This window comes from Azospirillum sp., from assembly GCF_035627195.1.
In the GTDB taxonomy this organism is placed as follows: domain Bacteria; phylum Pseudomonadota; class Alphaproteobacteria; order Azospirillales; family Azospirillaceae; genus Azospirillum.
On sequence record NZ_DASPMG010000293.1, the window covers coordinates 1 to 25419 of the forward strand.

Here is a 25419-nt window from a genome sequence, read left to right on the forward strand (position 1 = left end):
GTCGTTCTCGTTCTTGCGCGACAGCTCGACCAGGACCTTGTTGTTCGCCTGATACTCGGCCCAGGCGGTGCGGAACAGTTTCAGCCCATCGCGTTCGGCGGCCGTCGTGGCGAGCGGCTCGTACTTGGCGAGCGCCTCGTCCACGCGCCGGGCGCCCAGGCCGATGTCGCGCTCGGCGAGTTCCATCGCCGCGTCGTCGTCGGCGATGATGTGGCGCGCCTCGGCGATGCGGTAGTCGCCGATGCCGCCGTTCATCATGCCAAGCCAGCGGGTGCCGGCCAGCCAGTTCTGTTCCATCTCAACGGTCAGGGCGCCGATGACTTCCAGCCGGTTCACGGCGAAGAGCCCGAGCCCGACGATGAAAAGGAACAGGGCGGAGAAGGCGACAAGCAGCTTGGCCCGGATGGTGATGGTGTTCATGTCTGGACTCCCGCGGATCTGGTCGGCGCGCGCACGTTCAACCTTCTCGAACGCTGCCGCTATTCTTCTCCCGATCCAGGCTCGAATCAAGACGACATTGCATCCTATACATGAGTTATCTGTGGCGATATACCAACTAAAGGAGTTTTTTCGCCCGGCACACTCCGCTATGCGCCTGCGGTCTTGCGCATTATTACACGCTTAACATGCAAACCCCGGAGGCCGCCGGGCCGCCGGCCCGGACCTGCCGTGTTGACAAGCCGGCGCGGCGCGCCGCATGGTGCGCGGCCTTTTCTTCGTTCCAGCCGACGGTTGTCCGACCATGAGCCACGCCGACCTGCAGAGCACCATCGAAGCCGCCTGGGAATCGCGCGATTCCATCACCTTCGCCACCAAGGGCGCCGTGCGCGACGCCGTGGAGGAGGCGCTGAACGGCCTCGACTCCGGCACCTTCCGCGTCGCCGAGAAGGTGGACGGCGCCTGGACGGTGAACCAGTGGCTGAAGAAGGCGGTGCTGCTCTCCTTCCGCCTGAACGACATGGGCCTGATCGACGGCGCGCCGGGTGGGGCGAGCTGGTTCGACAAGGTGCCGTCGAAGTTCGTGGGCTGGGACGACGCGCGCTTCCGCGCCGCCGGCTTCCGCGCCGTTCCGGGCTCGGTCGTGCGCCGCGGCGCCTTCATCGCGCCGGGCGTCGTGCTGATGCCCAGCTTCGTCAACCTGGGCGCCTACGTCGACAAGAGCACCATGGTCGACACCTGGGCCACCGTCGGCTCCTGCGCGCAGATCGGCAAGAACGTGCACCTGTCGGGCGGTGTCGGCATCGGCGGCGTGCTGGAGCCTCTGCAGGCCGGCCCGGTCATCATCGAGGACGACTGCTTCATCGGCGCCCGCTCGGAAGTCGTGGAAGGCGTGATCGTCGAGCGCGGTTCGGTCCTGTCCATGGGCGTCTACATCAGCGCCACGACGAAGATCGTCGACCGCACGACGGGCGAGGTGTTCGTCGGCCGCGTGCCGGCCTACTCGGTCGTGGTGCCGGGCGCCCTGCCGGGCAAGCCGCTGCCCGACGGCTCGCCGGGCCCCAGCCTGTACTGCGCCGTCATCGTCAAGCGCGTCGACGAGCAGACCCGCTCCAAGACCTCGATCAACGAGCTGCTGCGCGACTGACGCGGCAAACGTTGGGTTTTCGCTGCGCTCAACCCAACCTACGGGTGCTTTGTAGGTTGGGTTGAGGCAAAGCCGAAAACCCAACAATCCGCTTCCGGAATCCTATGACCATCGACCCCATCGCCCTCGCGCAAGCGCTGATCCGCCGCCCCAGCGTCACGCCGGAGGACGGCGGCGCGCTGGGCGTGCTGGAAGAGGCGCTGACGCCGCTGGGCTTCGCCTGCCAGCGCCTGCGCTTCGAGGAGGAGGGCACGGCGCCGGTCGAGAACCTGTACGCGCGCCTGGGCACGGCGGGGCCGAACTTCTGCTTCGCCGGCCACACCGACGTGGTGCCTCCGGGCGACCGGAAGGCGTGGTCGGTCGGTCCTTTCGCCGCCGAGATCCACAACGGCAAGCTTTACGGCCGGGGTGCCGTGGACATGAAGGGGGCGATCGCCGCCTTCGTCGCCGCCGTGGCCCGCGACCTCGACGCCTCCGGCCCACCCGCCGGCTCGATCAGCCTGCTGATCACCGGCGACGAGGAAGGGGTGGCGGTCAACGGCACGAAGAAGGTGCTGGACTGGATGCGCGAACGGGGCGAGCGCATCGACGCCTGCGTGGTGGGGGAGCCGACCAACCCCAAGGCGTTGGGCGACATGATCAAGATCGGCCGGCGCGGCAGCTTCACCGGCTATCTCACCGTCTATGGCGCGCAGGGGCACGTCGCCTACCCGCATCTGGCGGACAACCCGCTGCCGCGGCTGGTGCGCATGCTGGATGCGATCACGCGCGCGCCACTGGACCAGGGCAACGAACACTTCCAGCCGTCCAACCTGGAAGTCACCACCATCGACGTCGGCAACCCGGCCAACAACGTCATCCCGGCGCAGGGCACGGCCACCTTCAACATCCGCTTCAACGACATGCACTCCGCCGCCTCGCTGGAGGCCTGGGTGCGCGAGACGTTCGACGCGGTGGGCGGTGCGTACGACCTGCGCTGCGTGTGCAGCGGCGATTCCTTCCTCACCCCGCCCGGCCCGCTGCCGGAGACAGTGGCGGACGCGGTGGAACGGGTGACCGGCAAGCGGCCGGAGTATTCCACCACCGGCGGCACGTCGGACGCGCGCTTCATCAAGGACGCCTGCCCGGTGGTGGAATTCGGCCTCGTCGGGCAGACCATGCACAAGGTGGACGAGCACGTGGCCCTCGACGACCTGCTCCGCCTGACCGACATCTATGGGGCGATCATCCGGGACGTCTTCGCCCGGATCCCCGCACGCCCGTGACCAGCAGGGTGTCATGACGCTGACCGCCCGGGACGTCGCCTATTCGGTGTTCGGCGCCTTCCGCCTCGCGCGCTTCGACGCGAAGGGGCTGGACTACATCGACCGCTCGCCGGAGGGGGCGCTGCGGTCCTTCTACGCCGCGGTCATCGTGCTGCCGGCCTATGTGCTGATCCTGCTGCTGCGCAACTGGGAACGGATCTCCGGAGCGCCTTTGTTCACCGCGCTGACGGTGGAGAGCATCTCGTACGTGGTGAGCTGGACGGCCTACCCGGTCATCATGCACACGGTGGCCTCCATGCTGGACCGCGCGCCGCGCTATCCGGGCTTCGTGGCGGCCTACAACTGGTCGTCGGTGGTGCAGATGGCCGTCTACGTGCCGGTTCTGGTGCTGGCGGAGACCGGCCTGCTGCCCGAGCCGCTCGGCGAGGCGCTGGTGTTCGGCGTGATGATGGCGATGCTGACCTACCAGTGGTTCGTACTGCGCACCGCGCTGGACATCAACGGCTTCATGGCCGCGTCGCTGGTGCTGCTCGACCTGCTGGTGTCGGCGATGATCAGCGATTTCTCCGACGGGATGCTGTGAGGCGCGGGAAGCCGTAGGTTGGGCCAACCGAAGGGCGGCCCAACCTACGCGTCCTCATCACGCCGCGCGGATGCCCTGGAGGAAGCCGGCGACCTCGCCGCGCAGCTGCTCGGCGGCGCGGGCCAGTTCGCCGGCACCGCCGCAGACCTGCTCGGCCGCGGCACCGGCCTCGGCCGAGGCGCGGTTGACGCCGGTGACGTTGTCCGACACGGCGCGGGCACCCACCGCGGCCTGCTGGATGTTGCCGGCGATGTCCTGCGTCGCGGCCCCCTGCTGCTCGATGGCGGCGGCGATGGCGCCGGAAATGGCGTTCATCTGGCCGATCACGTCGCCCACGCCCCGGATGGCCGACACGGCGGCATCGGTGGCGTGCTGGATCTCGCCGATTTTCGCCTGGATCTCCTCGGTCGCCCGGGCGGTCTGGTTGGCGAGGCCCTTGACCTCCGACGCCACGACGGCGAAGCCCTTGCCGTGCTCACCGGCGCGCGCCGCCTCGATGGTGGCGTTGAGCGCCAGCAGGTTGGTCTGGCCAGCGATGGTGTTGATCAGGTTCACCACCTCGCCCACCTGGCTGGCCGCCTCGGCGAGGCCGGACATCAGGGCGTTGGTCTTCTCGGCGTCCTGCACCGCCTGCGCGGCGATGGCGCTGGAGGTGGAGACCTGCCGGGCGATCTCCTGGATGGACGCGGTCAGCTCCTCGGTGGCACCGGCCACGGTGTTGACGCTGGCCGACGCCTCCTCCGCCGCGTCGGCGGCATCGGTGGCGCGGCGCAACGCGGTTTCGGCGGTGGAGGACAGCGCCGTGGCCGATCCGTGCATGCTGCCGGCGGAGGCGGCGACCCGCTCGACGACCGCGCCGACCTTGCGCTCGAACTCCTCGGCGAGGCGCAGCAGCATGGCGCGGCGCTCGGCGGCGGCGCGCGCTTGGCCCGCCTCCTGCTCCTCGCGCAGACGGCGGTTCTCCAGCCCGTGCTCCTTGAAGACGGATACCGCCTTGGCCATGGTGCCGATCTCGTCGCCGCGTGTGGTGTCGGGCACCTCCACCGTGAAGTCGTCCTCGGCCAAGCGGTTCATCACGCCGGTCAGCTGCGCGATCGGCCGGCTGATCGAGTGTGCGATGGCGAAGGCCAACGCCAGCGCCGCGCCGGCCAGCAGCGTGCCGATCAGGCCGGCCTCCAGCGCGTGTTCGCGGAAATCGGCGTCGATGTTGTCGGTGTAGACGCCGGTGCCGACCACCCATTTCCAGCCCGGCGTCATCGCCGTGTAGGCGACCTTCGGCACCGGCTCGCTGGACCCCGCCTTCGGCCAGACATAGCCCACGAAGCCGCCGCCCTTCTGGGCCAGGGCGATCATCTCGCGCACGAAGAAGACGCCGCTGGGGTCCTTCAGGCCAAGGACGTTCTTCCCTTCCAGCTCGGGCTTGCCGCCGTTGACCTCCATCTGCCCGTCGAGATCCTGGACGAAGATGTATTCGCCGCCGCCGTAGCGCATGGCGCGCAGCGCCGTGCGCGCCATCGCCTTGGCCTGATCGACGGGCATCTCGCCCTTGGCGGCGTGCTGCTCGAAGGTGTTGACGATGCCGACGGCGGTCTCGACGATCGCCTGCACCTTGCTCCGGGAATCCTCGACCTGCGCGTCGCGCAGCGCCATCAGCAGCACGCCGGCCACGGCAACCAGCGCCAGCAGCGTCGACGCCGACAGGATCAGAAACTTCAAACGGATGCCAATATCGCGGATGCCCATCGCTCACCTCCCCGTGAATCGTGGGCACAGTCTATATAAAGTTTAGACACATGACAATATAGTGTTGCCTCGTTTGGGCGCCTGTGGGGCGGGGAAGCACCCCGCCCCGCCCTCCCCATGCGTCACGCCGCGCGGATGCCCTGGAGGAAGCCGGCGACTTCGCCGCGCAGCTGTTCGGCGGCGCGGGCCAGCTCTCCGGCGCCGCCGCGCACCTGCCCGGCCGCAGCCCCGGCCTCGGCCGCGGCCTGGTTGACGCCGGTGATGTTGTCCGACACGGCGCGCGAGCCCACGGCGGCCTGCTGGATGTTGCCGGCGATGTCCTGCGTCGCGGCCCCCTGCTGCTCGACGGAACTGGCGATGGCGCTGGAGATGGCGTTCATCTTGCCGATCACCTCGCCGATCTCGCGGATGGCGGACACGGCGGTGCCCGTCGCCTGCTGGATCTCGCCGATCTTCGCCTGGATCTCGTCGGTGGCCTTGGCCGTCTGGTTGGCGAGGCTCTTCACCTCGCTCGCCACCACCGCGAAGCCCTTGCCGTGCTCACCGGCGCGGGCCGCCTCGATGGTGGCGTTGAGGGCCAGCAGGTTGGTCTGGCCGGCGATGGTGTTGATCAGGTTCACCACCTCGCCCACCTGGTTGGCCGCCGTGGCCAGCCCGGCCATCAGGGCGTTGGTCTTCTCGGCGTCCTGCACCGCCTGCGCGGCGATGCTGGTGGAGGTGGAGACCTGACGGCGGATCTCCTGGATGGACGCGGTCAGCTCCTCGGTGGCGCCGGCCACGGTGTTGACGCTGGCCGACGCCTCCTCGGCGGCGGTGGCGGCGGCGGAGGCGCGGTGCGACGCGGCGTCGGTGGTGGACGACAGCGCGGCGGCGGAGCCGTGCATCTCCGTTGCCGCGGTGGCGACCATGTCGACGACGCCGCTCACCTTGCGCTCGAACTCCTCGGCAAGGCGCAGCAGCATGGCGCGGCGTTCGGCGGCGGCGCGTGCCTGCCCGGCCTCCTGCTCCTCGCGCAGGCGGCGGTTCTCCAGGCCGCGTTCCTTGAAGACGGCGACGGCCTTGGCCATGGTGCCGATCTCGTCGGCGCGGGCGGTCTCGGGGATCTCGACCGACAGGTCATCCTCGGCCAGACGGCCCATCACCCGGGTGAGCCCGCCGAGCGGCCGGCTGATCGATTGCGCGATCGCGAAGGTCAGCGCCAGGGCCACGGCGGCGAGCAGCGCGCCGATCAGGCCGGCCTCCAGCGCGTGGGCGCGGAAGCTGGCGTCGATGTTGTCGACGTAGACGCCGGTGCCGACCACCCATTTCCAGTCCGTCGACAGCAGCGCGTAGCCGATCTTCGGCGCCGGCACGGCGTTGGCGGGGGCGCCCGGCTTCGGCCAGGAATAGGCCACGAAGCCGCCGCCCTTCTGCGCCCCGGCGATCAGTTCGCGGGTGAGGTAGACGCCGTTCGGGTCCTTGAAGTCGATCAGGTTCTTGCCTTCAAGCTCCGGCTTGGCGCCGTGCACGGCCAGGATGCCGTTGGTGTCGTTGGCGAAGATGTACTCGCCGCCGGCAAAGCGCATGGCGCGCAGCGCCACGCGGGCCGTTTCCTTGGCCTGCTCGGTGGACATTTCGCCCTTGGCGGCGCGCTGCTCGAACTGCTTGACGATGCCGACCGCCGTCTCGGTGATGGCCTGGACCTTGGCCCTGTTGTCCTCGATCTGGGCGTCGCGCATCTCGAACAGCAGGACGCCGCCGACCGCCGCCACCGCGAGCACGGTGACCAGTGAGAGAAGCGCGAATTTGACGCGAATGCCGATTCCCTGGGTGCTCATCGCCACCTCCATCCCTAGGGTGACGAGCATACCAGTATATGCTTATGAGAGTCCCGACAGCAATGTGCCGCACCCCTCACAAAGAAACTTAAGACTACGAATACACACCTTGGGAGGACACGAAAAGGAAACCTTTGGATGAGGGTGCCGTCCGTATATTTCCCGGCGCGATAATATTCAGTGTTCACTGGGTCGGCCGGCACCGTCCGGGCGCCGGCCGGTCCCCGCGACTCAGGCGCGGTCGGTGACGCCGGCCGACGCGAAGGTCGCCATGCCCGCGTGGCAGGCGGCGGCGGCCTTCACGATGTTGATGGCCAGCGCGGCCCCCGATCCTTCGCCCAGGCGCATCCCCAGGTCCAGGACCGGCTGCTTGCCGATCACCTCCAGCAGGCGGGTGTGTCCCGGCTCGACCGAGCGGTGGGCGACCACGCAGTGGTCGAGCGCCCGGCGGTCGGCCTTGAACAGCACGGCCGCCGCGGCGGTGCAGGCATAGCCGTCCAGCAGCACCGGCACGCGCGCCATGCGCGCCGCCAGGATGGCGCCGGCGATGGCCGCCAGCTCGTAGCCGCCCAGGCAGCGCAGCGCCTCGAACGGGTCGTCCTTGGCGGTGGGGTTGGCCTTCAGCCCGGCCTCGACGGCGGCGACCTTGCGCTTCAGCCCGTCCTCGTCCACGCCGGTGCCGCGTCCGACCCAGCCGGCCGCGTCGCCGCCGAACAGCGCAGCGCAGATGGCGGCCGCCGACGTCGAGTTGCCGATGCCCATCTCGCCCAGCGCCAGCAGCTGCACGCCCATTTCCACGGCCATCATGCCGTAGGCCATGGCGCGGCAGCACTCGTCCTCGCCCATGGCGGGGCCTTGCGTGAAGTCCCGCGTCGGGTGCTCCAGGTCCAGCTCGTAGACGCGCAGGTCGGCGTCCGCCGCCTCGCACAGCTGGTTCACCGCGGCCCCGCCGTTCTGGAAGTTGGCGACCATCTGCGCCGTCACTTCGGTGGGATAGGCCGACACGCCCCTGGCCGCCACGCCGTGGTTTCCGGCGAAGACGGCGACGCGCGGGCGCCGCACCTCCGGCGGGTGCTGCCCCTGCCAGGTGGCCAGCCACTCCGCCAGCTCCTCCAGGCGGCCCAGCGAGCCCGGCGGCTTGGTGAGGGTGCGCTCGCGCTGCACGGCGGCGGTGCCGGCGTCCAGGTCCGGACCGGGCAGGTTGCGCACGAGCGCGCGGATTTCCTCGAACGTCAGGGCGGGCTGCGGATTGCTCATCGCATGAAACCAAGCGTGGGGGTGGGAAAGCGGCCGGACATTGGCAGGATTCGCCGCGCAGGTCAAAGGTCGCCGGGTCGCGGCGGCGATGCGCAACAGGCACTCGCCCACGGCCGCGCTTTGGGCTAGGTAGGGTGCCATGCACGACGCCCTCCCCCAACCGCGCCCCAAACGCCGGCGCGCCACCTGGCTGGACGAGATCGCGCTGGCGACGGTCTTCATGACGCGCCTGCCGGTGCGCCTGCGCCTGGACCCGGAGGTCGACCTGCACGCCCGCTCCATGGGCTGGTTCCCGCTGGTGGGCGCGGCGGTGGGGCTGCTGGCGGGCGGCGTCTACGCGCTGGCCCTGGGGCTGAACCTGCCGGCCATGGCGGCGGCGCTGCTGGCGCTGGCGGCCTCCGCCTGGGTGACCGGCGCGCTGCACGAGGACGGGCTGGCCGACGTCGCCGACGGCTTCGGCGGCGGCCGCTCACGCGAGCGCAAGCTGGAGATCATGCGCGACAGCCGGGTCGGCAGCTACGGCGTGCTGGCCGTGGTGTTCTCGGTGGGCCTGCGCGCCTCGGCGCTGGCGGCGCTGGCCGAGCCGGTGGTGGTGGTGGGCGCGCTGGCGGCGGCGGGGGCGTGCTCGCGCGCCGTGCTGCCGGCGCTGGCCTGGACGCTGATGCCGGCGCGGCGCGACGGGCTGGCCGCCAACCACGGCTGCCCGCCGTCGAAGCGCGTGGCGCTGGCGCTGGCCATCGCCGCGGTGGTGGCGCTGCTGGCGGTGGGCAAGGCGGTGCTGGCGGTGGCGGTTGCCGGCGCGCTGGCGGCAGCCGTCGTTGGCTTCCTGGCGCTGCGGCAGATCCGCGGCTACACCGGCGACGTGCTGGGTGCGGCCCAGCAGGCGGCCGAGACGGCCATCCTTCTCACCCTGGTGGCAACGCAATGACGGCAGCGCAATGACCCACACGGACATCGTCGTGACCCGCTGGTGGCTGATCCGCCACGCCCCGCCCATCAACCCGGACCGCCGCATCTACGGCCAGTCCGACATCCCCGTGGACACCGGCGACACGGCGTCCTACGCCGGCCTCGCCGCCGCGCTGCCGACGGACGCCGCGTGGGTGGTCACCCACCTGCTGCGCACGCAGGAGACGGCCGCCGCCATCCACGCCGCGCGCGGCGGCCTGCCGCCGGCCCACCACGTGGAGCGCGATCTGGCCGAGCAGCACTTCGGCGAGTGGCAGGGCCTGACGCACGACGAGCTGAACGCCGGCCGCCCGGCCGAGGCGCACCGCTTCTGGCTGGCCCCCGCCACCGAACGCCCGCCCGGCGGCGAGAGCTTCACCCAGGTGGTCACCCGCGTCGGCGCCGTGCTGGACCGGCTGAGCGAGCGTCACGCCGGGCGCGACGTGGTGGCGGTGGCGCACGGCGGGCCGATCCGCGCGGCGCTGACCGTGGCGCTGGGCATCGACGCGGAGGCCGCGCTGCGCTTCCGCATCGACACGCTGTCGCTGACCCGGCTGGACCATCTGCGGCTGCCCGACCGCACGGCGGTGTGGCGCGTGGCCGGCGTGAACCTGCCGCCGGGGACGGTGCTGCCGCCGCTGTAAGGGGGTGGAACTCCGCTCCCCGCACCCCGGTTGATCGGCCGTTGGGCTGACACCGCAAAGAAGGGGGGCTGCCATGGCACGCCATGCGAGCGACGAACACGCCGCCGAGAAGTTGTGGCGCATGATCAAGGACATGCGCATCACCATGATGACCACGCTGGACGACAACGGCCACCTGCACGCGCGCCCCATGGGCACGCTGCCGCACGCCGGCTTCGACGACGCCACGCTGTGGTTCTTCACCGACGCACACTCCGACAAGGCATCGGAGATCGAGCGGCACTGGCGCGTCAACCTCGCCTACGCCGACCCGGACGCGCAGAACTACGTCTCCGTCTCCGGCGTGGCGGAGATCGTGCGCGACCGCGCCAAGGTGCACGAGCTGTGGCGCGAGATCATGATGACGTGGTTCCCCAAGGGGCCGGACGACCCGAACATCGCGCTGATCAAGGTGACGGTGGATTCGGCCGAGTACTGGGACAGCCCGTCCAGCACCATGGTCTGGGCCTACGGCTACGCCAAGGCCAAGCTGACCGGCGAGCGCCCCAACCCCGGCGACAACGCGCGGGTGGCGTTCCAATAGGGTCCAATAGGGGCGTCGCGGCTACGCCGTGCGGAAGGCCAGCACGGCGTTCAGCCCGCCGAAGGCGAAGGAGTTGGACAGCGCCGCCCGGATCGGCACCGCGCGGGCCTCGTTGGGCACGGCGTCCACCGGGCAGGCGGGGTCGGGTTCGGTGAAGTTGGCGGTGGGCGGCACCACGCCGTGGCGCAGCGCCAGCACCGTCGCCGCCGCCTCCAGGGCGCCGGCAGCACCCAGCGCGTGGCCCAGCATCGACTTGGACGAGGACACCATCAGCCGCCGCGCGTGCGGCCCGAACACGGCGTGGATCGCCTGCGCCTCGGTCACGTCGTTGGCCGCCGTCGCGGTGCCGTGCGCGTTGACGTAGGGCACCTCCCCGAGGTTCAGGCCCGCGTCGTCCAGCGCCAGCCGCATCGCGCGCGCGGCACCCTCGGCGTCCGGGGCGGTGAGGTCGCGGGCGTCCGCGCTCATGCCCGCCCCGGCCAGTTCCGCCAGCACCTCGGCGCCGCGCGCGCGGGCGTGCTCCTCGCTCTCCAGCACCAGCACGGCGGCGCCCTCGCCCACCACCATGCCGCTGCGGTCGCGGGAGAAGGGGCGGCAGGTGTCGGGGCTGACGATGCGCATCGCCTCCCATCCCTTCAGCGTGCCGAGCGTCAGGGGGGCGTCCGTGCCGCCGCTCACCACCACGTCGGCCATGCCGGAACGCAGCAGCATCAGCGCCGTCGCCAGCGCGTGCCCGGCCGAGGCGCAGGCGCTGGACGCCGTGAAGGCTGGCCCGGTCAGCCCGAACTCCATGGTCACGTGCGAGGCCGGCGCGCTGACCATCAGGCGCGGGATGGTGAAGGGGTGCAGGCGCGCCGCCTGCTCGGCGTACAGGCGGTGGAAGGCGTCGTCCAGCGTGCCGATGCCACCGACGCCGACGCCCAGCACGGTGGCGGTGCGGGCGGCCAGCGCATCGGAAAACTCCAGCCCGGCCATGGCCATCGCCTCGCGCGCCGCGACCACGGCGAACTGGCTGATGCGGTCGAGCAGCGGCAGCCGGCGCGGGTCGAAATGGTCTTCGGGCGTGAAGCCACGCACCTCGGCGGCGATCCGGATGGACAGCCGGTCGGTGAGGACGGCGGTCAGCGGGCCGATGCCGGAGCGGCCGGCGAACAGCGCCTCGCGGAACGCCGGCACGCCGATCCCGATGGGCGACACCACGCCCAGCCCGGTGACGACGACCTTGCGCATGGGCATTGGCATCCGGGCGCGCGCCGCTCAGGCGACGCGGCGCTGCGCCACCTCGGCCTCGACCGCGCGCACGATGTCGCCGACGGTGTCGAACTCCTGGCGCGCGTCGTTGGCGTTGAAGGGGATGGCGATCTGGAACCGCTCCTCCAGCGCGAAGATGATCTCGATCACGTCCAGCGACGCGATGGAGAGATCGGCCAGCCGGGCGTCGAGCGCCAGCCTGGCGCGGTCCACATGCCCCTTGTCGGCGATGATGGCGAGAACGTCTTCGGCGATTCGGTCCATTCAGGTCGTCTCCGGTGGCGCACCACCGGAGACGTTACCCTCGGCTTCGATGGCCTTCACCCGGCTCTTCAGGTCTGCCACGTCCGCGTTAATCCGTTTGAGCCGCGCCAGGTTGCGGTACTGCTCGAACGCCTGGGCGCGCGGCATGGCGGGATAGCCCATCCACACCGTCTTCGGCGGAATGTCCGTGCCCACGCCGGAGGAGGCGGCGACCACCGCGTCGTTGCCGATGGTCACGTGGTCGGCCACACCGACCTTGCCGGCCAGCACCACGCGGTCGCCGATGACGACGCTGCCGGCGATGCCGACGTGCCCGCACAGCATGCAGTTGGAGCCGATCTGCACGTTGTGGCCGACCTGGACGAGGTTGTCGATTTTGGTGCCGTGGCCGACGCGCGTGGCGGTGACCGTGCCGCGGTCGATGCAGGCCCCGGCCCCAACCTCGACGTCGTGGCCCAGGATCACCGTGCCGATGGAGTTGACGCGGCGGATCACCACGTTGGTGGCCTTGACCTGTCCGGTCGACTTGGCGCTCTCCACGCTGCCGGGCTCGGGCGTGACGAAGCTGAAGCCGTCGTTGCCGACCGCGGCGTTGGGGTGGATGATGCAGCGGTCGCCCAGCACCACGCGCTCGCCGATGCGGGCACCGGGGTGAATCAGGCAGTCCTCGCCCAGCTGCGCCTCGGCGCCGACGGTGGCGTGCGGCATGACGATGCTGCCCTTGCCCACCACGGCCTTGGGCCCGACGTAGGCGAAGGGGCCGACGGAGGCGCCGTCGCCCACCACCGCGTCCGGCGCCACGAAGGCGGCGGGGTGGATGCCGGGTTCGGCGTGCACCCGCTTCTCGAACACGTCCATCAGCCCGGCCATGGCGTAGCGCGGGCGCTTGACCAGGATGCAGCCGTCCAGCCCGGCGGGCACCTCGACGCCTTCGGCGATCACGGCGGCACGCGCCTTGGTGCCGGGCAGCAGGGCCAGCAGATCCTTGTCCATGGCGAGCGCAAGGTCGCCCGGCCCTTCCGCGTCGGATGGATGGACGGCGCGGGTGATCACGATGCCGCCATCGCCCTCCACGCGGGCGTCCAGGGCGGCGGCGATCTCGGAAAGCGTCATCGGCTGGGGCATGGAGGGGTTCATGGGCGGGCGCGTCGTCTGCTGGTCGTCGGGGCCGGGACGCTAGCACGGATCGGGGCGGCGCATCTATTGTGCAGGCGCAGCAAAACGGCGGCCGCGCTGTTCACGGGATGATCCTCAGATGATCCTCAATGGAAAGGACGCGCAATGAAGGGAACACCGCAAAGCCTCTGGCTGTCCTGGGCCAACCGCGCCGCCGGCGCCTGGACCGGCATGGCCGTGGCCGCCGCCAAGCGCAATCAGGCGGCCGTGCTGAAGGCGATGACCACGCCGCCGAAGCCGAAACGCAAGCCCGCCGCCAAGCGGCGCAAAGGGACCTGACGGCGGACGATCCGCATGGGGCCGGATTGCGTATGATGAGCGCACATGTTTTGGACGGGGAGCCGGGATGACGGACACGCCGGTGGAAGGCGGGTGGGAGCCCAACTGGGTGGAGGCGGAGGGCGAGCTGTGCCGCCTGATCTACTTCAGCCGCCTCGCCGGCCGCATCTCGAAGGTGGACCTGAAGAACATCCTGACACGGTCGCGCGTCAACAACGCGCGCGTCGACGTGACGGGTGCGCTGTGCTTCGACAACCGCTTCTTCCTGCAGATCCTGGAGGGGCGCCGGCTGCACGTGAACCGGGTGTTCGCGCGCATCGTCGGCGATCCCCGGCACAGCGACGTCAGCCTCATCACCTTCACGCCGGTGGCGGAGCGGCTGTTTCCCTCCTGGTCGATGATGTTCATCGGCGCCGACCAGCTGACCCGCGACACCTGCCGCCGCTTCTGCGGCGTCGAGGCCTTCCGCCCCGAACGCCTGACCGCCGAGAGGGCCGCCGCCCTGGTGCGCTATCTGGCTGAGGGCGCGCCGAAGGCTTCAATGGAGGAGACGGCAGCGGAGACGGCGGAGGAGACGACGAAAGAGACGGCGGCGGATCAGGCGTGATCCCAGGGGTTGACCACCGGCACGCCGCGGGTGCCGGCCGCTGCGGCTCGGAGACAAGACAGGTGTTGAGAACGATACCCGTCACGTGAAGTCCGCCGCACCGGGCGCCTCGTCCACGCCCAGGCGGTCAAAGTCGACGTCCATGGGGCCGCCGCGCGCCAGTTCCGCAACGAACTGCCGGCCGGTCATCTTCGGCGCCCTGGCGCCCAGAACCTCTTCCAGAATGGCCCGATGCTCCGCCTCCGCGCTGCGGCCGTGCGCGGCGGCGCGCGCCTCCAGGCGGCGGACGAGGTCGTCGTCGAGTTGGCGAAGGTGCAGGCTGGCCATGCTCTTCTCCCTGCGGCGGGCGGATGATAGCAAAACGCCCTATCCGCCGCCAACGCCCCCTATTCCCCGGTCTGCAACAGCGCGCCGCGCACGCGGGCACCGCGGAAGGACCAGAAGAAGGCGGCCACGCACGCCGCCATCCAGACCACGTTCAACAGCGCCGCCCAGGCCATGTGGCCCCACAGCACCTCGCCCTGGAAGACCAGCGCGCGCAGCCCCTCGAACACATGGGCCGACGGCAGCGCCAGCGCGATCCATTGCAGCCACACCGGCAGCACGGCGATGGGGTAGTAGACGGCGCTGACGGGCGCCAGCATGAACACCAGGATCCACGCCAGCCCTTCCGCGCCCATGCCGTAGCGCAGAATCAGCGCGACGATGAACAGCCCCAGGGCCCAGCCCAGAACGATCAGATTGGCGAAGAACAGCCCCAGCGGCAGGCCCAACCCGAACACCGAGTAGCCGAAGAACGGAATGGCCAGCAGCGCCGCCGGGACGACGCCCAGCAGCGTGCGGATCAGGCTCATCACCATCAGGGACGCCACCCACTCCCCCGGCCGCAGCGGGCTGACGAACAGGTGGCCGAGGTTGCGCGACCACATCTCCTCCAGGAAGGAGACGGAGACGCCCAGCTGCCCGCGGAACAGCACGTCCCACAGCAGCACCGCCGCCACCAGCACGCCGGCCCCCTGCGCCAGCCACGTGCTGTTCTGCGCCATGAACTGGCTGATGTAGCCCCACAGGATCATCTGCATGGTGGGCCAGTAGGCCAGTTCCAGCAGGCGCGGCCACGACCCGCGCAGCAGGTACCAGTAGCGCAGCACCATGGCGCCGATGCGGCGCGGGGAGAAGGTCACGGCGTCGGTCATGGCGGGCAGGGATCGTGTCGTCATCGATGGAATATGGGCCGCAAGCCCCGGGATGCGAACACCCGAAGACTACGCGAGCCCCAGCACGATCATCAAAGCCCGGTTCAGCTTTCCGAGCGTCTCCGCGTCGATCCGGCCGATGCGCTGCTGGACGTTGGCGCGCGGCACCGTCAGCGGCTTGTCGATCATGATTTCCGAAACTTCGCGCAGGCCGTTCTCCTCGCTGGGCGGAACCCGGATGCGGAAGCCCGGAAGGTCGCGAAGATCAGTGGTGATCGGCGCCAGGATCAGGGATGGGTGCGTCGGGTTGAGGAGGTCGGTCTGGATCACCACGGCTGGCCGCGGCTTGCCGCTGAAGGCCCCCTTGGCGGCAGCCACCACCACGTCGCCGCGGTTCACTTCCAATCCTCGGTGTCGGCCGCCTCTTCGATCCACTCGAGGATCTCGCGCTCAGCCGGGTCACCGGCCAGAGCCAAGGATTGGTGACGCCACTCCGCCGCGACCTGGGGAGACCGCGTGTCGGGCACCCAGACCTGGACCGGCCGCAGGCCCTGGGCGCGCATGCGGCTGCGGTAAACCTGCATGTTCGTGCGGATACGCTGCGCTCGTGCAGTCATGGCTCACTCCGGCGGCCCGATAACCTGTTATCAGGTTAGCACCGGGAAGGCCCTGGTCAAGGTGCTATTGCGCGGCCTCCGCGCGTTCGCCGCGGCGGTGGCGGGCGATGTCGAGAAACACCTCCTCCAGCGATTCGCGCCCGTAGCGGGCGAGCAGCGCGTCCGGCGAGCCGTGGTCGACGATGGCGCCCTGGCGCATCATCAGCACCTCGTCGCACAGCCGCTCCACTTCCAGCATGTTGTGCGACGCCAGCAGGATGGTGGCGCCGGTCTCCCGGCGGTAGCGCTCCAGGTAGGTGCGGATCCAGTCGGCGGTGTCGGGGTCGAGCGAGGCGGTCGGCTCGTCCAGCAGCAGCACCTCCGGCGTGTTGAGCAGCGCCTTGGCCAGCGCCACGCGCGTCTTCTGCCCGGCCGACAGCTTGCCGGCGGGGCGGTCCAGGTAGGCGGTCAGGTCCAGGTGGGCGCAGATCTCCTGCACCCGCGCGCCAACGCGCGGCAGGCCGTAGAGGTGGCCGTAGACGGACAGGTTCTCGCGCACGGTCAGCCGGTGCGGCAATTCGACATAGGGGGAGGAGAAGTTCATCCGCGGCAGCACCGCGTGCCGGTTGCGGACCATGTCCACGCCCAGCACCTCCACCGTGCCGGAGGTGGGGAGAAGCAACCCCAGGAGCATGGAAATGGTGGTCGTCTTCCCCGCCCCGTTGCCGCCCAGCAGCCCGGTCACCGAGCCCCGGGCCACGGTGAAGGAGACGCCGTCGACGGCGGTGACGTCGCCGAACCGCTTGGTCAGGCGTTCGGCCTTGATGGCAGGATGGGTCATGGGCGTAGAATATGGCCGCCGGAAAGCGGAACGCCAGGGCCGTTCCCGGCACCCCTCCTTTCAAAGCAAGCCGTCCGGAAAGCCGCCCGCCCCATGACCCTCGCCGGCCACACCGCCCCGGCGCCCGCGCCCGCCACCCTCCTGCTGCCGCCCGGCGTGTGGTCGGCCATGGACGGGCGCGTGACGCTGCGCACGCTCATCCTCATCCGCTGGATCGCCATCGCGGGCCAGTTGGCCACCGTGCTGGTGGTGCACGTCGGCCTGGGCTTCCCGCTGCCGCTGGGGCCGGTGGTGGCGGCGATCGGCGCCTCGGTCCTGCTCAACCTCGTAGCAATGGCGCAGCGCGGCGGCCGGCTGCGGCTGGCCGACCGCGACGCGGCGCTGTACCTCGCCTACGACATGCTGCAGCTGACGCTGCTCTTGTACCTGACGGGCGGCCTGTCGAACCCGTTCGCCGTGCTGCTTCTGGCGCCGATGACGGTGGGTGCCGCCATCCTGTCGCGCTACAGCGTGGTGCTGCTCACCGGGCTCAACCTCATCTGCCTGACGGCGCTGGCGCTCTGGCACTTCCCGCTGCCCTGGCCGGACGAGGGCGGGCGGGTGCTGGCGCCGCTCTACGCCTTCGGCATGTGGCTGTCGCTGTCGGTGTCGTCGGTGTTCATCGCCGCCTACGTCTTCCGCGTCGCCGACGAGGCGCGCCGCTTCGCCGACGCTCTGGCCGCCACCCAGGTGGCGCTGTCGCGCGAGCAGCGGCTGGGGGCGCTCGGCGCGCTCGCCGCCGCGGCGGCGCACGAACTGGGCACGCCGCTGGGCACCATCGCCGTCGTCGCCAAGGAACTGCTGCACGACCTGCCCAAGGACAGCCCGCTGGCCGAGGACGTGCAGCTGCTGCAAAGCCAGGTGATGCGCTGCCGCGACATCCTGGCCGACCTCGCCCGCAAGCCGGAGGCCGACGGCGGCGACCCGTTCGAGCGGCTGGCGCTGACCGCACTGATCGACGAGGCCGGGGCGCCGCACGAGCTGCCGCACATCGATTTCGTGGTGGAGCCGCAGCCGGACGGCGACAGCGAGGAGCCGGTGCTGCGCCGCAGCCCGGAGATCCTGCACGGCCTCGGCAACTTCATCCAGAACGCGCACCAGTTCGCGCAGCGCCGCGTTACCGTGACCGCGGCGTGGGACGACCGCACCGTCAGCGTGTCGGTGATGGACGACGGGCCCGGATTCCCGCCCAACGTCCTCAACCGTATCGGCGAACCCTACATCTCCACGCGCGCCGAACGCGGCGGGCACATGGGACTGGGAATTTTCATCGCCAAGACGCTGTTGGAAAAGACGGGTGCAAGCGTGGGTTTCAGCAATAATCGTAGCGGTGGCGCGCGAGTTATCGTACGCTGGGACCGTTTCAGTCTAGAACCAAGGGAATAGTGGTGGATAACGCAATGGTCACGGACGACAGTCCAGCGGGAGAAGCGGCCAAGCTCACGTTCACCGGCGACGTTACCCGCAGCCTTCTGATCGTGGACGACGACGCGCCCTTCCGAATCCGTCTGGCCCGTGCGATGGAGAAGCGCGGCTTCAATGTGGTGGCGGTGGACAGCGTGCAGGTCGGCATCGACGTGGCGCAGGAATCGGCCCCCGCCTTTGCCGTGGTCGACCTGCGTCTGGCGGACGGCAGCGGCCTGGACGTTGTGAAGGCGCTGCGCGACGCGCGCCCGGACGCCCGCATCGTCATGCTGACCGGCTACGGCAACATCGCCACGGCGGTGGCCGCCGTGAAGGCCGGCGCGGTCGACTACCTGCCCAAGCCCGCCGACGCGGACGCGGTGGAAATGGCGCTGCTGGCCGACGGCCGCACGCTGCCCGAACCGCCGGACAACCCCATGTCGGCCGACCGCGTGCGCTGGGAACACATCCAGCGCGTCTTCGAGCAGTGCGACCGCAACGTGTCGGAAACCGCGCGCCGCCTGAAGATGCACCGCCGCACGCTGCAGCGCATCCTGAACAAGCACGCCCCGCGCGGGTGAGGCGGAAAAGCGTTGGGTTTTCGCTGCGCTCAACCCAACCTACGTGCGATGGTCCGCGTAGATCGGGTTGAGCGCCAGCGAAAACCCAATGTCATGTTCGGCTCAAGCGTCTGGACGGCTCAATTGATCTTGCAGGTCTTGATGCCGAAGATCGTGTAGGCCGGGCAGAAGCCGATGATCGCGGTCAGCAGCGGCACGAGGCCGACCCAGCCCCACGGGGTCTGCGGGCCGACGAACACCAGGGCGATCAGGATCAGGCCGACGACGGCGCGCAGCGCGCGGTCGACACCACCGACGTTTTGCATGGGAACTCTCCGGGTCCAGGGTGCGGTTTCGATGGCGCGATTGAAGCGCGTCCCGCACAACCTGTCTGTGACTAGGTCACAGTCTACGGGATCGCAGTCTCCCGCTGTCCCGCCAAGTCCTCCAGCCCCGCCGGGTCGCGCACGGCGATGCGGCCGCGCGTCAGCGCCACCAGCCCGCGCCGCTCGAACTCCTTGAGCTGGCGGCTCACCACCTCGCGCGCGGTGCCCAGCTCGACCGCCAGCGCCTGGTGCGTGGTGTCCAGTCCGCCGCCACCGTCGCGGTGATCCACCAGGAAGCGCGCCAGCCGCAGGTCGATGCGGCCGAACGCCACCTCCTCCACCAGCATCATCATGCCCATCAGCCGCGAGCCGAAGGAGGCGAAGACGAAGTCGCGGAACACCGCCGACCGGGCCATCAGATCGTGGAAGGTGGCGGCCCCCAGGGCCACCGCGTCGAGGTCCGTCTCGGCGACGCCCTCGGCGCTGTAGTCGCCGCGCGTCATCAGGCAGGCGGTGGTCAGGATGCAGGTCTCGCCGCGCTGCACCCGGTACAGCACGATCTCCCGCCCGGTTTCGGACACCATCTGCACCCGCACCGAACCGCCGAGCATCATCAGGTAGTTCTGACACAGGCTGCCGACCTGGAAGACCACCGTGCCGCGCGGCAGCGTCACCCGCTGGGCGCGCGTGCAGAGAAGGGCCAGCGCCTCCGGCTCCAGCGCGGCAAGCGCCGGGAACGCCTCCAGCCAGCGCGTGTCGTGCTCCGCCATGCCGTGAATTCCCCCATTCGGATCGCGCCATTATCGGCGACCGGCGCGGCCGGGTCCACAGTCTCCGTCTTTCACGCTAGCCGGGAAGACGGGGAACAACACGCCATAAGAGCCGTTGCCTTGGCGGGACGCCCCAGACTGAACGTGAGATCTGGACGGGAGACGGGAGGAGGACGCCATGCCGTGGATCGTGGTCGCCGGCCGCCTGCCCCCGCCCGGCGACGGCACCAGCCGGACCACGCTGCTCGTGCTCGAACGCCTGCTCGACCGCCAGCCCGTGCAGGTGGCCGACCTGTCGCCGGGCTATGAGGGCCGGAGCGTCAGCTACCGCCTGGACCGGTTCGTGCGGGTGCTGGGCGCCGCCTCCACCCTGCTGGCCGGCGCGTTCGAGGACGACCGGCGCCTGTACCTGCCCGCCGACGCCGGTCGGGGCTGCTGGCACGCCGTGGCGCTGGCCGGCCTGGCGCGCCTGCTGGGCTACGCGGTGTTCGTGCACCACGGTGCCCTCCCCGACCCGGCGCGCCGTTCGCTGGGCACGGCGCTGCTGGTGCGGGCGGGCGGCCCGGCCTGCCGCCACCTGCTGCCGAGCCCCGCCCTGCGGAGCCGCTTCCAGGCGCGCCACCCGGCGGCGCGCACCGGCGTGGCACCGCCCGATCCGCGCGGCGGGGATCTGAAGATCGTGGCCGATCTGCTGACCGGCCGGCGGAGCGGGGACCCGGCGCCGGTCCACGGACATTTTTGAAGCGCGCCTTGTTGAAGCGCGTCTGCCGCCGGCTCCTCACACCCACCGCGCCAGCACCACGCCGACGCGCGAACTGCCCACCGCCACGGCCGCCAGCAGGCGGGCCAGCGGCGGACGCGTGCTGGCGGCGTGCGCGGCGTCCTCGCTGTGGTGGCGTTCGTCGCTTCGGCAGGCCTCCAGCAGCGCCAGCAGCGTGTCGTCCGCGCCCAGGCGGCGGGCGGCGGCGATCTGGGCGGCGTAGTGGCCGTCCACCCAGCGCTCCACCGCCGCCACCACGGCGTAGAAGGCCGGCGGCCCCGCCTTGGCCGGCAGCCAGCCCATCAGCCAGCCGCCGGCGCGCAGCAGCGGCAGCAGCCGGCTGCGGTGCGGCGGCGGCACGAGGCCGTCGAACAGGCACAGGTGCCGTTCCTCGATGGCGCGGTGGCTGGTTGCGAAGCGGCGCACACCGGCGTCGCGGCTGCCAGCGACGGCGCCCTCGTACAGGCGCACGGCCACCGTCTCGCCCACGTGGTCGGCGCGCAGCTCGCGCCGCAGCCGCGCCGGCAGGGCGGCGAAGTCGAGGACGGGCGGAACCAGCCCGCAGGTGGCCGAGGGGCCGGCATCCAGGTTTGCCATGGGGGCTGTCGGGCCGTCCACCGCCTAGCGCCCCAATCCCTGCGGGCCGATGCGCGCCCACGGCAGGTCCTCGATCCCCAGCTCCTGCGCGGGGGAATTGGGGCGCAGGCGGAAGTCGTCGGCCGCCGGGTCGACGAAGTAGGGCGCCGGCAGACGCGGCCCGGACGCCGCGCGCGCCTGCGTCGGCGCCCCGCGCCCGGGGCTGCGGCCGGGACGGTCGATGATGTTGAGGTCCATCTCCGCCTCCCCGCCGGTGTGCGTTTCGACGATCTGCGTGACGGGGGCGCGGGCGTGGATGATGTTGCGGGTGATGGCGTTGTCCTTGAGGAAACCGGCGATGCCCGCCCGCGGCACCCATTCCAGGCGCAGGAACTTGTCCTGCGCCCGGGTCAGCACGGCGATGTTGTTGTGCACCCGGTTGCCGTCGCCGCCGTGGATGAACACCGCCGCCATGCCGGTGTCCATCAGGAAGTTGCCCTCCACCCGCACGCCGTTGGTCAGGTCGTCCAGGTAGACGCCGAAGCCCCGGTGGCGCTCCAGCCAGCGGCCGGCGGCGTCGGTGGCCAGCCCGCCGGTGCGCCGGATGTCGTTGAAGCGGATGGCGGTGCGCGTGTCGATGTCGCTGAGGCCCAGCACCTCGACGGCACCAGCGTCGGCGGTCTCGCGCGCCGTGTCCTCGATGCGGTTGTACTCGATGGCGGTGTCGATGTTGATCGTCTCCGGCCCGGTGTTCTTCACCGAGATGCCGTAGCGCGCGGCGTGCCGGATGTCGTTGTGGGCGATCCGCGTGTTCTGGCAGCCCGACACGAACACGCCCGCGCTGAACAGCGCCACCTCGCCCACGTGGCGCATGCTGTTGCCCAGCACGCGGGTGCCGTGGCTGCCCGGCTTCAGGTCGACGCCGGCACGGCCCAGGTGCTCCATCCGGTTGGCGCGGATCTCGTTGTCGGGGGAGGCCAGCACCTCCACCGCCGTGCCGACGTGGCGGAACGCGTTGCCGACGATGCGGTTGCCCTCGCCACCCTCGATGCGCACGGCGGCGCCGGTGTGGGGCACGTCCTCGAACCGCAGCCCCTCCAGCGCGACGCCGCGCGCGTCCACCAGCCGGAACAGCGCGCCCAGCCGCGCCACCACGACCGGCTGGGCGTCCAGGTCGGCCGGGTTCTCGGGCAGGACCAGCAGGCGCTTGTCCCGCGCCCGCCAGGCGAACTGGCCGGGGTGCTTCAGGAAGTCGGGATGGCCCAGCAGGCGGAAGGTGGAACCCTCGCGGAACGGCTGGACGCCGTCGCGGTCGAGCACCAGGGTGTTGCGCGCCGCCTCGATTCGCTCGATGCCCGCGATGTCGTCGGCCTGCCGGTCGCGGTCCAGCGCCTGCACGCGCACGCCGGGTGCGGCCCAGCGCGCGTCCACCGTGCCCGGCGCGTAGCGGAAGCGGCGCTTGTCGCCGCCGCCCTTGATCGCGGTGGCGACGAACCAGCCCGTACGGATGGGCTCCGCCGGGTCGTAGTCGCCACTGCGCGCGGCTGTGAGCCGCGTGCCGTCCAGCACCGCGTCCAGCCCCGGCTCACGCGCGAGCGGAGCGGAGAAGACGCCGCCGGCCTCCGCCTGGAACGGCCCCACCGCCTCGCCCCCGCTGAACACCGGCCGCTCGCCGGGGAAGGCGGCGATGCGCAGCCCCTCGTCCTCCGGCCCCAGGCGCACGGGTTCGGTCAGGCGATAGGTGCCGCCGCGCAGCAGCACGGTCTTCGGGCCGCCGCCGCGCACCGCCGCCAGCGCCCGGTCCAGCGTGGCGAAGGGACCGTCGCGCCCGTCCGGGCTCGGTTCCGGCGAGCGGCCGGTCCAGCGGTCGTCGCCGCGCGGCGAGACGTAGACGACGCCCTGCGCCAGGGCGGGCACGGCTGCGGACAGGCAGAAGAGAAGCGCGAGCACGCCGATCAGAACGATGGAGTCGCCGCGTGCCCGTGTGTGCCGTCGTCCCGCCATGCCCCGTGCCCGCTCTCGCCTGCTTGATCCACGAGAGCGAAAACTGGCGGGAGGCGGCCAATGGGGCAAAGGCGCGAAGGGGGCACCCCCTCTTTGCAGGAGCGCCGCCGGTCCGGGCGGCAATCAGCAAGAAAGTGGACGGCGCGCGGTTGACTCCGCCCCTGCACCTCTCTATACAGCGGGGCTCGTTTTGTCCCGTGATCGAAGTACGGAGTAGGTAACGTGAAACGCACGTACCAGCCCTCGAAGCTCGTGCGCAAGCGCCGGCATGGTTTCCGCGCCCGCATGGCCACCGTTGGTGGCCGCAAGGTTCTCGCTCGCCGTCGCGCGCGGGGCCGCAAGGTTCTCAGCGCCTAAGGCATCCCATGACGGCGCCGGACCGGCTGGTCGGGCGCCTGAAGCGGCGGCCGGAGTTCCTGGCCGTGGCCGGGACACGCCGCAAGCACGTGGCACCCGGCCTGATCCTGCAGGTGCGCCGACATGATGACAGGCAGCGGCCCGCCCCCGGCGAGCCGCCGCTTCGTATTGGGCTGACGGCAAGTCGCAAGGTCGGCAACGCGGTTGTGCGCAACCGCGCGCGCCGCCGCCTGCGCGAGGCCGCCCGCCTGATCCTGCCCGCGCACGCCGCCCCCGGCCACGACTTCGTGCTGGTGGCCCGCAAGGACACCGCTGACCGGCCCTGGACCGACCTTCTGGGCGACCTGACGGCCGCCCTCAAACGCCTCGGCCTCTGGCGCGACGGCGAACCATTGCGCACGCCGCCACCCACGGCGCCACCACCCACGCCGGACGGAGGGTGAATGAGCCCGCTTGCCCATTTGATGCGCGCGCTGGTGATCGGCTACCAGTGGACCCTGTCGCCCTTCGTCGGCTTCCACTGCCGCTATTTCCCGACCTGCTCCAACTACGCGCTGGAGGCACTGGCCACGCACGGCGCCATCCGCGGCGGCTGGCTGACGGTGCGCCGCCTGCTGCGCTGCCAGCCGTGGGGCGGCTCGGGCTACGATCCCGTGCCGGAGCCGCGAAAAGCCGGGTATCGCTGTGGCGACGCGTCATGCGGGGTGGCGCATCATCAGCACTTCAGGCATCACTAGGCGGCGCGCCTGACACGAGCGGCGTGACACGAGCGGCCTGACACGAGCGACTGACGCAAGGTCCGACGGACACTCTCGGGGAACCATGACCGACCAACGCAACCTCCTCCTGGCGATCGTGCTGTCGATCGCCATCCTGCTGGGCTTCCAGTTCCTCTACGAGGGCCCGAAGGTCCAGCAGCGGCAGGCCGAACAGGCGCGGCAGACCGAACAGACGGTCAACGTCCCCGCCCCCACGGCCCAGGCGCCCGAGGCCCCCAAGGACCGCCCGCAGCTGCTGGCGGAGCAGTTCGCGGCCGGCACGCGCGTGAAGATCGCCACGCCGTCGCTGCACGGGTCGGTCAATCTGCAGGGCGGCCGGATCGACGACCTGACGCTGGCCAACTACCACGTCACGCCCGACCCGAAGAGCCCGGAGATCGTCCTGCTCTCGCCGGCCGGCGCGCCGAACGGCTACTACGCCGAGTTCGGCTGGGTGCCGGAGGACCGCAGCGTGCCGACGCCAGACGCCAACACCCGCTGGACCGCCCAGGGCACGGAGCTGACGCCGGACAAGCCGCTGGTCCTCACCTGGGACAACGGCAAGGGTCTGGTGTTCGAGCGCACGGTCGCCGTCGACCCCGACTACATGTTCACGATCACCCAGCGCGTGCGCAACACCGGGTCGGCCCCGGTGCGCCTGCTGCCCTACTCCCTGGTCTCGCGCCACGGCACGCCGTTCACCGAGGGCTTCTACATCCTGCACGAAGGCCCGCTGGGCGTCTTCGACGGCAAGCTGTACGAGACCAAGTACGACGACCTGAAGTCGGCCAAGACCGTTACCAAGCAGACCACCGGTGGCTGGATCGGCATCACCGACAAGTACTGGCTGGTCTCGCTGATCCCCGACGCCAAGGCGACGGAGACCGGGCGCTTCGTCCACACCACCGCCGGCAACCAGGACCGCTACCAGGTCGACCTGATGGGCACCGCGGTCGAGATCCCGGCCGGCGGCACCGCCGAGGACACCGCGCGCCTGTTCGCCGGCGCCAAGCAGGTGCGCCTGCTCGACGCCTATTCCAAGCAGTACGACATCGCCAACTTCGACCTGGCGATCGACTTCGGCTGGTTCTACTTCCTGACCAAGCCGTTCTTCTACGCGCTGGACTGGATCGCCGGTCTGGTCGGCAACTTCGGCGTGGCGATCCTGATCTTTACGGTCATCATCAAGCTGGCGTTCTTCCCGCTCGCCAACAAGTCCTATCAGGCCAT

General features: G+C 70.7%; 31 protein-coding genes. 15 read left to right on the forward strand and 16 right to left on the reverse strand.

From position 1 onward, the window contains the following. A partial coding sequence (locus VED21_RS26760) for an MCP four helix bundle domain-containing protein (RefSeq protein WP_324887818.1) occupies positions 1 to 420 on the reverse strand: 420 nt, incomplete at its 3' end. 322 nt (positions 421 to 742) lie between these two features. Between VED21_RS26760 and dapD the strand changes: the two genes are divergently transcribed. The 3 genes from dapD to VED21_RS26775 all read left to right on the forward strand — a co-directional run bounded on the left by dapD (position 743) and on the right by VED21_RS26775 (position 3433). After that, positions 743 to 1585, forward strand: a complete 843-nt coding sequence (dapD, locus tag VED21_RS26765) for a 2,3,4,5-tetrahydropyridine-2,6-dicarboxylate N-succinyltransferase (protein WP_324887821.1) — start codon at positions 743 to 745, stop codon at positions 1583 to 1585. Positions 1586 to 1689: 104 nt separating this feature from the next. Further along, positions 1690 to 2850, forward strand: a complete 1161-nt coding sequence (dapE, locus tag VED21_RS26770; RefSeq protein WP_324887822.1) for a succinyl-diaminopimelate desuccinylase — start codon at positions 1690 to 1692, stop codon at positions 2848 to 2850. A 13-nt stretch (positions 2851 to 2863) separates the two neighbouring features. Further along, entirely contained in the window at positions 2864 to 3433 is a 570-nt protein-coding gene (locus VED21_RS26775; protein WP_324887824.1) for a hypothetical protein, read from the forward strand. A 57-nt stretch (positions 3434 to 3490) separates the two neighbouring features. Here VED21_RS26775 and VED21_RS26780 read toward each other — a convergent pair whose 3' ends face one another. The 3 genes from VED21_RS26780 to cobT all read right to left on the reverse strand — a co-directional run bounded on the left by VED21_RS26780 (position 3491) and on the right by cobT (position 8250). Next, the gene (locus VED21_RS26780) at positions 3491 to 5176 is read right to left on the reverse strand and encodes a methyl-accepting chemotaxis protein (protein ID WP_324887826.1); all 1686 of its coding nucleotides are present in this window, start codon (positions 5174 to 5176) and stop codon (positions 3491 to 3493) included. Between the two features lie 122 nt (positions 5177 to 5298). After that, positions 5299 to 6993 (reverse strand): methyl-accepting chemotaxis protein, encoded by a 1695-nt coding sequence (locus tag VED21_RS26785; protein WP_324887828.1) that lies wholly within the window; start codon positions 6991 to 6993, stop codon positions 5299 to 5301. A 231-nt stretch (positions 6994 to 7224) separates the two neighbouring features. Then, positions 7225 to 8250, reverse strand: a complete 1026-nt coding sequence (gene cobT, locus VED21_RS26790; RefSeq protein ID WP_324887830.1) for a nicotinate-nucleotide--dimethylbenzimidazole phosphoribosyltransferase — start codon at positions 8248 to 8250, stop codon at positions 7225 to 7227. A 139-nt stretch (positions 8251 to 8389) separates the two neighbouring features. On the opposite strand from cobT, the gene cobS reads away from it, so the two are divergent. The 3 genes from cobS to VED21_RS26805 all read left to right on the forward strand — a co-directional run bounded on the left by cobS (position 8390) and on the right by VED21_RS26805 (position 10425). Further along, the gene (gene cobS / locus VED21_RS26795) at positions 8390 to 9178 is read left to right on the forward strand and encodes an adenosylcobinamide-GDP ribazoletransferase (RefSeq protein WP_324887831.1); all 789 of its coding nucleotides are present in this window, start codon (positions 8390 to 8392) and stop codon (positions 9176 to 9178) included. Positions 9179 to 9188: 10 nt separating this feature from the next. Further along, complete coding sequence (locus tag VED21_RS26800) at positions 9189 to 9842, forward strand: histidine phosphatase family protein (RefSeq protein WP_324887833.1); 654 nt, start codon at positions 9189 to 9191, stop codon at positions 9840 to 9842. Positions 9843 to 9915: 73 nt separating this feature from the next. Further along, positions 9916 to 10425 (forward strand): pyridoxamine 5'-phosphate oxidase family protein, encoded by a 510-nt coding sequence (locus VED21_RS26805; protein ID WP_324887835.1) that lies wholly within the window; start codon positions 9916 to 9918, stop codon positions 10423 to 10425. Between the two features lie 21 nt (positions 10426 to 10446). Here the strand turns inward: VED21_RS26805 and VED21_RS26810 are convergent, their stop codons facing one another. From VED21_RS26810 to lpxD, 3 genes are read right to left on the reverse strand one after another with little or no spacing between them, the layout of a single operon-like run. Further along, positions 10447 to 11655: a beta-ketoacyl-[acyl-carrier-protein] synthase family protein gene (locus VED21_RS26810; RefSeq protein WP_324887837.1), complete on the reverse strand. Its 1209-nt coding sequence runs from the start codon at positions 11653 to 11655 to the stop codon at positions 10447 to 10449. A 27-nt stretch (positions 11656 to 11682) separates the two neighbouring features. Continuing rightward, positions 11683 to 11940, reverse strand: a complete 258-nt coding sequence (locus tag VED21_RS26815; RefSeq protein WP_324887839.1) for a phosphopantetheine-binding protein — start codon at positions 11938 to 11940, stop codon at positions 11683 to 11685. Continuing rightward, positions 11941 to 13065 (reverse strand): UDP-3-O-(3-hydroxymyristoyl)glucosamine N-acyltransferase, encoded by a 1125-nt coding sequence (lpxD, locus tag VED21_RS26820; RefSeq protein WP_324887841.1) that lies wholly within the window; start codon positions 13063 to 13065, stop codon positions 11941 to 11943. Positions 13066 to 13221: 156 nt separating this feature from the next. On the opposite strand from lpxD, the gene VED21_RS26825 reads away from it, so the two are divergent. Together VED21_RS26825 and VED21_RS26830 are read left to right on the forward strand one after the other, a co-directional pair. Beyond that, on the forward strand, positions 13222 to 13395 hold the full coding sequence (locus VED21_RS26825; RefSeq protein ID WP_324887843.1) for a hypothetical protein: 174 nt from the start codon (positions 13222 to 13224) through the stop codon (positions 13393 to 13395). A gap of 67 nt (positions 13396 to 13462) precedes the next feature. Further along, positions 13463 to 14002, forward strand: a complete 540-nt coding sequence (locus VED21_RS26830) for a BLUF domain-containing protein (RefSeq protein WP_324887845.1) — start codon at positions 13463 to 13465, stop codon at positions 14000 to 14002. 81 nt (positions 14003 to 14083) lie between these two features. Here VED21_RS26830 and VED21_RS26835 read toward each other — a convergent pair whose 3' ends face one another. From VED21_RS26835 to VED21_RS26855, 5 genes are all read right to left on the reverse strand, one after another. After that, the gene (locus VED21_RS26835) at positions 14084 to 14329 is read right to left on the reverse strand and encodes a FitA-like ribbon-helix-helix domain-containing protein (RefSeq protein ID WP_324887847.1); all 246 of its coding nucleotides are present in this window, start codon (positions 14327 to 14329) and stop codon (positions 14084 to 14086) included. Positions 14330 to 14388: 59 nt separating this feature from the next. Beyond that, positions 14389 to 15222, reverse strand: coding sequence for an ABC transporter permease (locus VED21_RS26840; protein WP_324887850.1), 834 nt, complete (start codon positions 15220 to 15222; stop codon positions 14389 to 14391). Between the two features lie 45 nt (positions 15223 to 15267). After that, positions 15268 to 15597, reverse strand: a complete 330-nt coding sequence (locus VED21_RS26845) for a type II toxin-antitoxin system PemK/MazF family toxin (RefSeq protein WP_324887851.1) — start codon at positions 15595 to 15597, stop codon at positions 15268 to 15270. Further along, positions 15594 to 15815 (reverse strand): antitoxin MazE family protein, encoded by a 222-nt coding sequence (locus VED21_RS26850; RefSeq protein ID WP_324887852.1) that lies wholly within the window; start codon positions 15813 to 15815, stop codon positions 15594 to 15596. The genes VED21_RS26845 and VED21_RS26850 overlap by 4 nt, the downstream gene beginning before the upstream one ends. Positions 15816 to 15879: 64 nt before the next feature. Continuing rightward, positions 15880 to 16635 (reverse strand): ABC transporter ATP-binding protein, encoded by a 756-nt coding sequence (locus tag VED21_RS26855; RefSeq protein WP_324887854.1) that lies wholly within the window; start codon positions 16633 to 16635, stop codon positions 15880 to 15882. A gap of 93 nt (positions 16636 to 16728) precedes the next feature. On the opposite strand from VED21_RS26855, the gene VED21_RS26860 reads away from it, so the two are divergent. Together VED21_RS26860 and VED21_RS26865 are read left to right on the forward strand one after the other, a co-directional pair. Next, the gene (locus tag VED21_RS26860) at positions 16729 to 18060 is read left to right on the forward strand and encodes an ActS/PrrB/RegB family redox-sensitive histidine kinase (RefSeq protein WP_324887855.1); all 1332 of its coding nucleotides are present in this window, start codon (positions 16729 to 16731) and stop codon (positions 18058 to 18060) included. 14 nt (positions 18061 to 18074) lie between these two features. After that, on the forward strand, positions 18075 to 18659 hold the full coding sequence (locus tag VED21_RS26865) for an ActR/PrrA/RegA family redox response regulator transcription factor (RefSeq protein WP_324887856.1): 585 nt from the start codon (positions 18075 to 18077) through the stop codon (positions 18657 to 18659). Between the two features lie 119 nt (positions 18660 to 18778). Here the strand turns inward: VED21_RS26865 and VED21_RS26870 are convergent, their stop codons facing one another. Together VED21_RS26870 and VED21_RS26875 are read right to left on the reverse strand one after the other, a co-directional pair. Further along, positions 18779 to 18964 carry a DUF2892 domain-containing protein gene (locus VED21_RS26870; protein ID WP_324887857.1) on the reverse strand — a complete coding sequence of 62 codons (186 nt, stop codon included), beginning with the start codon at positions 18962 to 18964 and terminating at the stop codon, positions 18779 to 18781. A gap of 83 nt (positions 18965 to 19047) precedes the next feature. Further along, complete coding sequence (locus VED21_RS26875; RefSeq protein ID WP_324887859.1) at positions 19048 to 19734, reverse strand: Crp/Fnr family transcriptional regulator; 687 nt, start codon at positions 19732 to 19734, stop codon at positions 19048 to 19050. 178 nt (positions 19735 to 19912) lie between these two features. On the opposite strand from VED21_RS26875, the gene VED21_RS26880 reads away from it, so the two are divergent. Continuing rightward, on the forward strand, positions 19913 to 20476 hold the full coding sequence (locus VED21_RS26880) for a hypothetical protein (protein WP_324887861.1): 564 nt from the start codon (positions 19913 to 19915) through the stop codon (positions 20474 to 20476). 36 nt (positions 20477 to 20512) lie between these two features. On the opposite strand, the gene VED21_RS26885 is transcribed toward VED21_RS26880, so the two are convergent. Next, positions 20513 to 21091, reverse strand: coding sequence for a demethoxyubiquinone hydroxylase family protein (locus VED21_RS26885; RefSeq protein WP_324887863.1), 579 nt, complete (start codon positions 21089 to 21091; stop codon positions 20513 to 20515). 24 nt (positions 21092 to 21115) lie between these two features. Continuing rightward, the gene (locus VED21_RS26890; RefSeq protein WP_324887865.1) at positions 21116 to 23074 is read right to left on the reverse strand and encodes a right-handed parallel beta-helix repeat-containing protein; all 1959 of its coding nucleotides are present in this window, start codon (positions 23072 to 23074) and stop codon (positions 21116 to 21118) included. Between the two features lie 222 nt (positions 23075 to 23296). Here VED21_RS26890 and rpmH point away from each other — a divergent pair, with 222 nt between their 5' ends. From rpmH to yidC, 4 genes are all read left to right on the forward strand, one after another. Continuing rightward, entirely contained in the window at positions 23297 to 23431 is a 135-nt protein-coding gene (gene rpmH, locus VED21_RS26895) for a 50S ribosomal protein L34 (protein ID WP_324887867.1), read from the forward strand. Between the two features lie 8 nt (positions 23432 to 23439). Further along, positions 23440 to 23874, forward strand: a complete 435-nt coding sequence (gene rnpA, locus VED21_RS26900) for a ribonuclease P protein component (RefSeq protein ID WP_324887869.1) — start codon at positions 23440 to 23442, stop codon at positions 23872 to 23874. Then, positions 23875 to 24168, forward strand: a complete 294-nt coding sequence (gene yidD, locus VED21_RS26905) for a membrane protein insertion efficiency factor YidD (protein WP_324887871.1) — start codon at positions 23875 to 23877, stop codon at positions 24166 to 24168. An 85-nt stretch (positions 24169 to 24253) separates the two neighbouring features. After that, positions 24254 to 25419 (forward strand): membrane protein insertase YidC (yidC, locus tag VED21_RS26910; RefSeq protein WP_324887873.1); only part of this gene is annotated, 1166 nt, incomplete at its 3' end.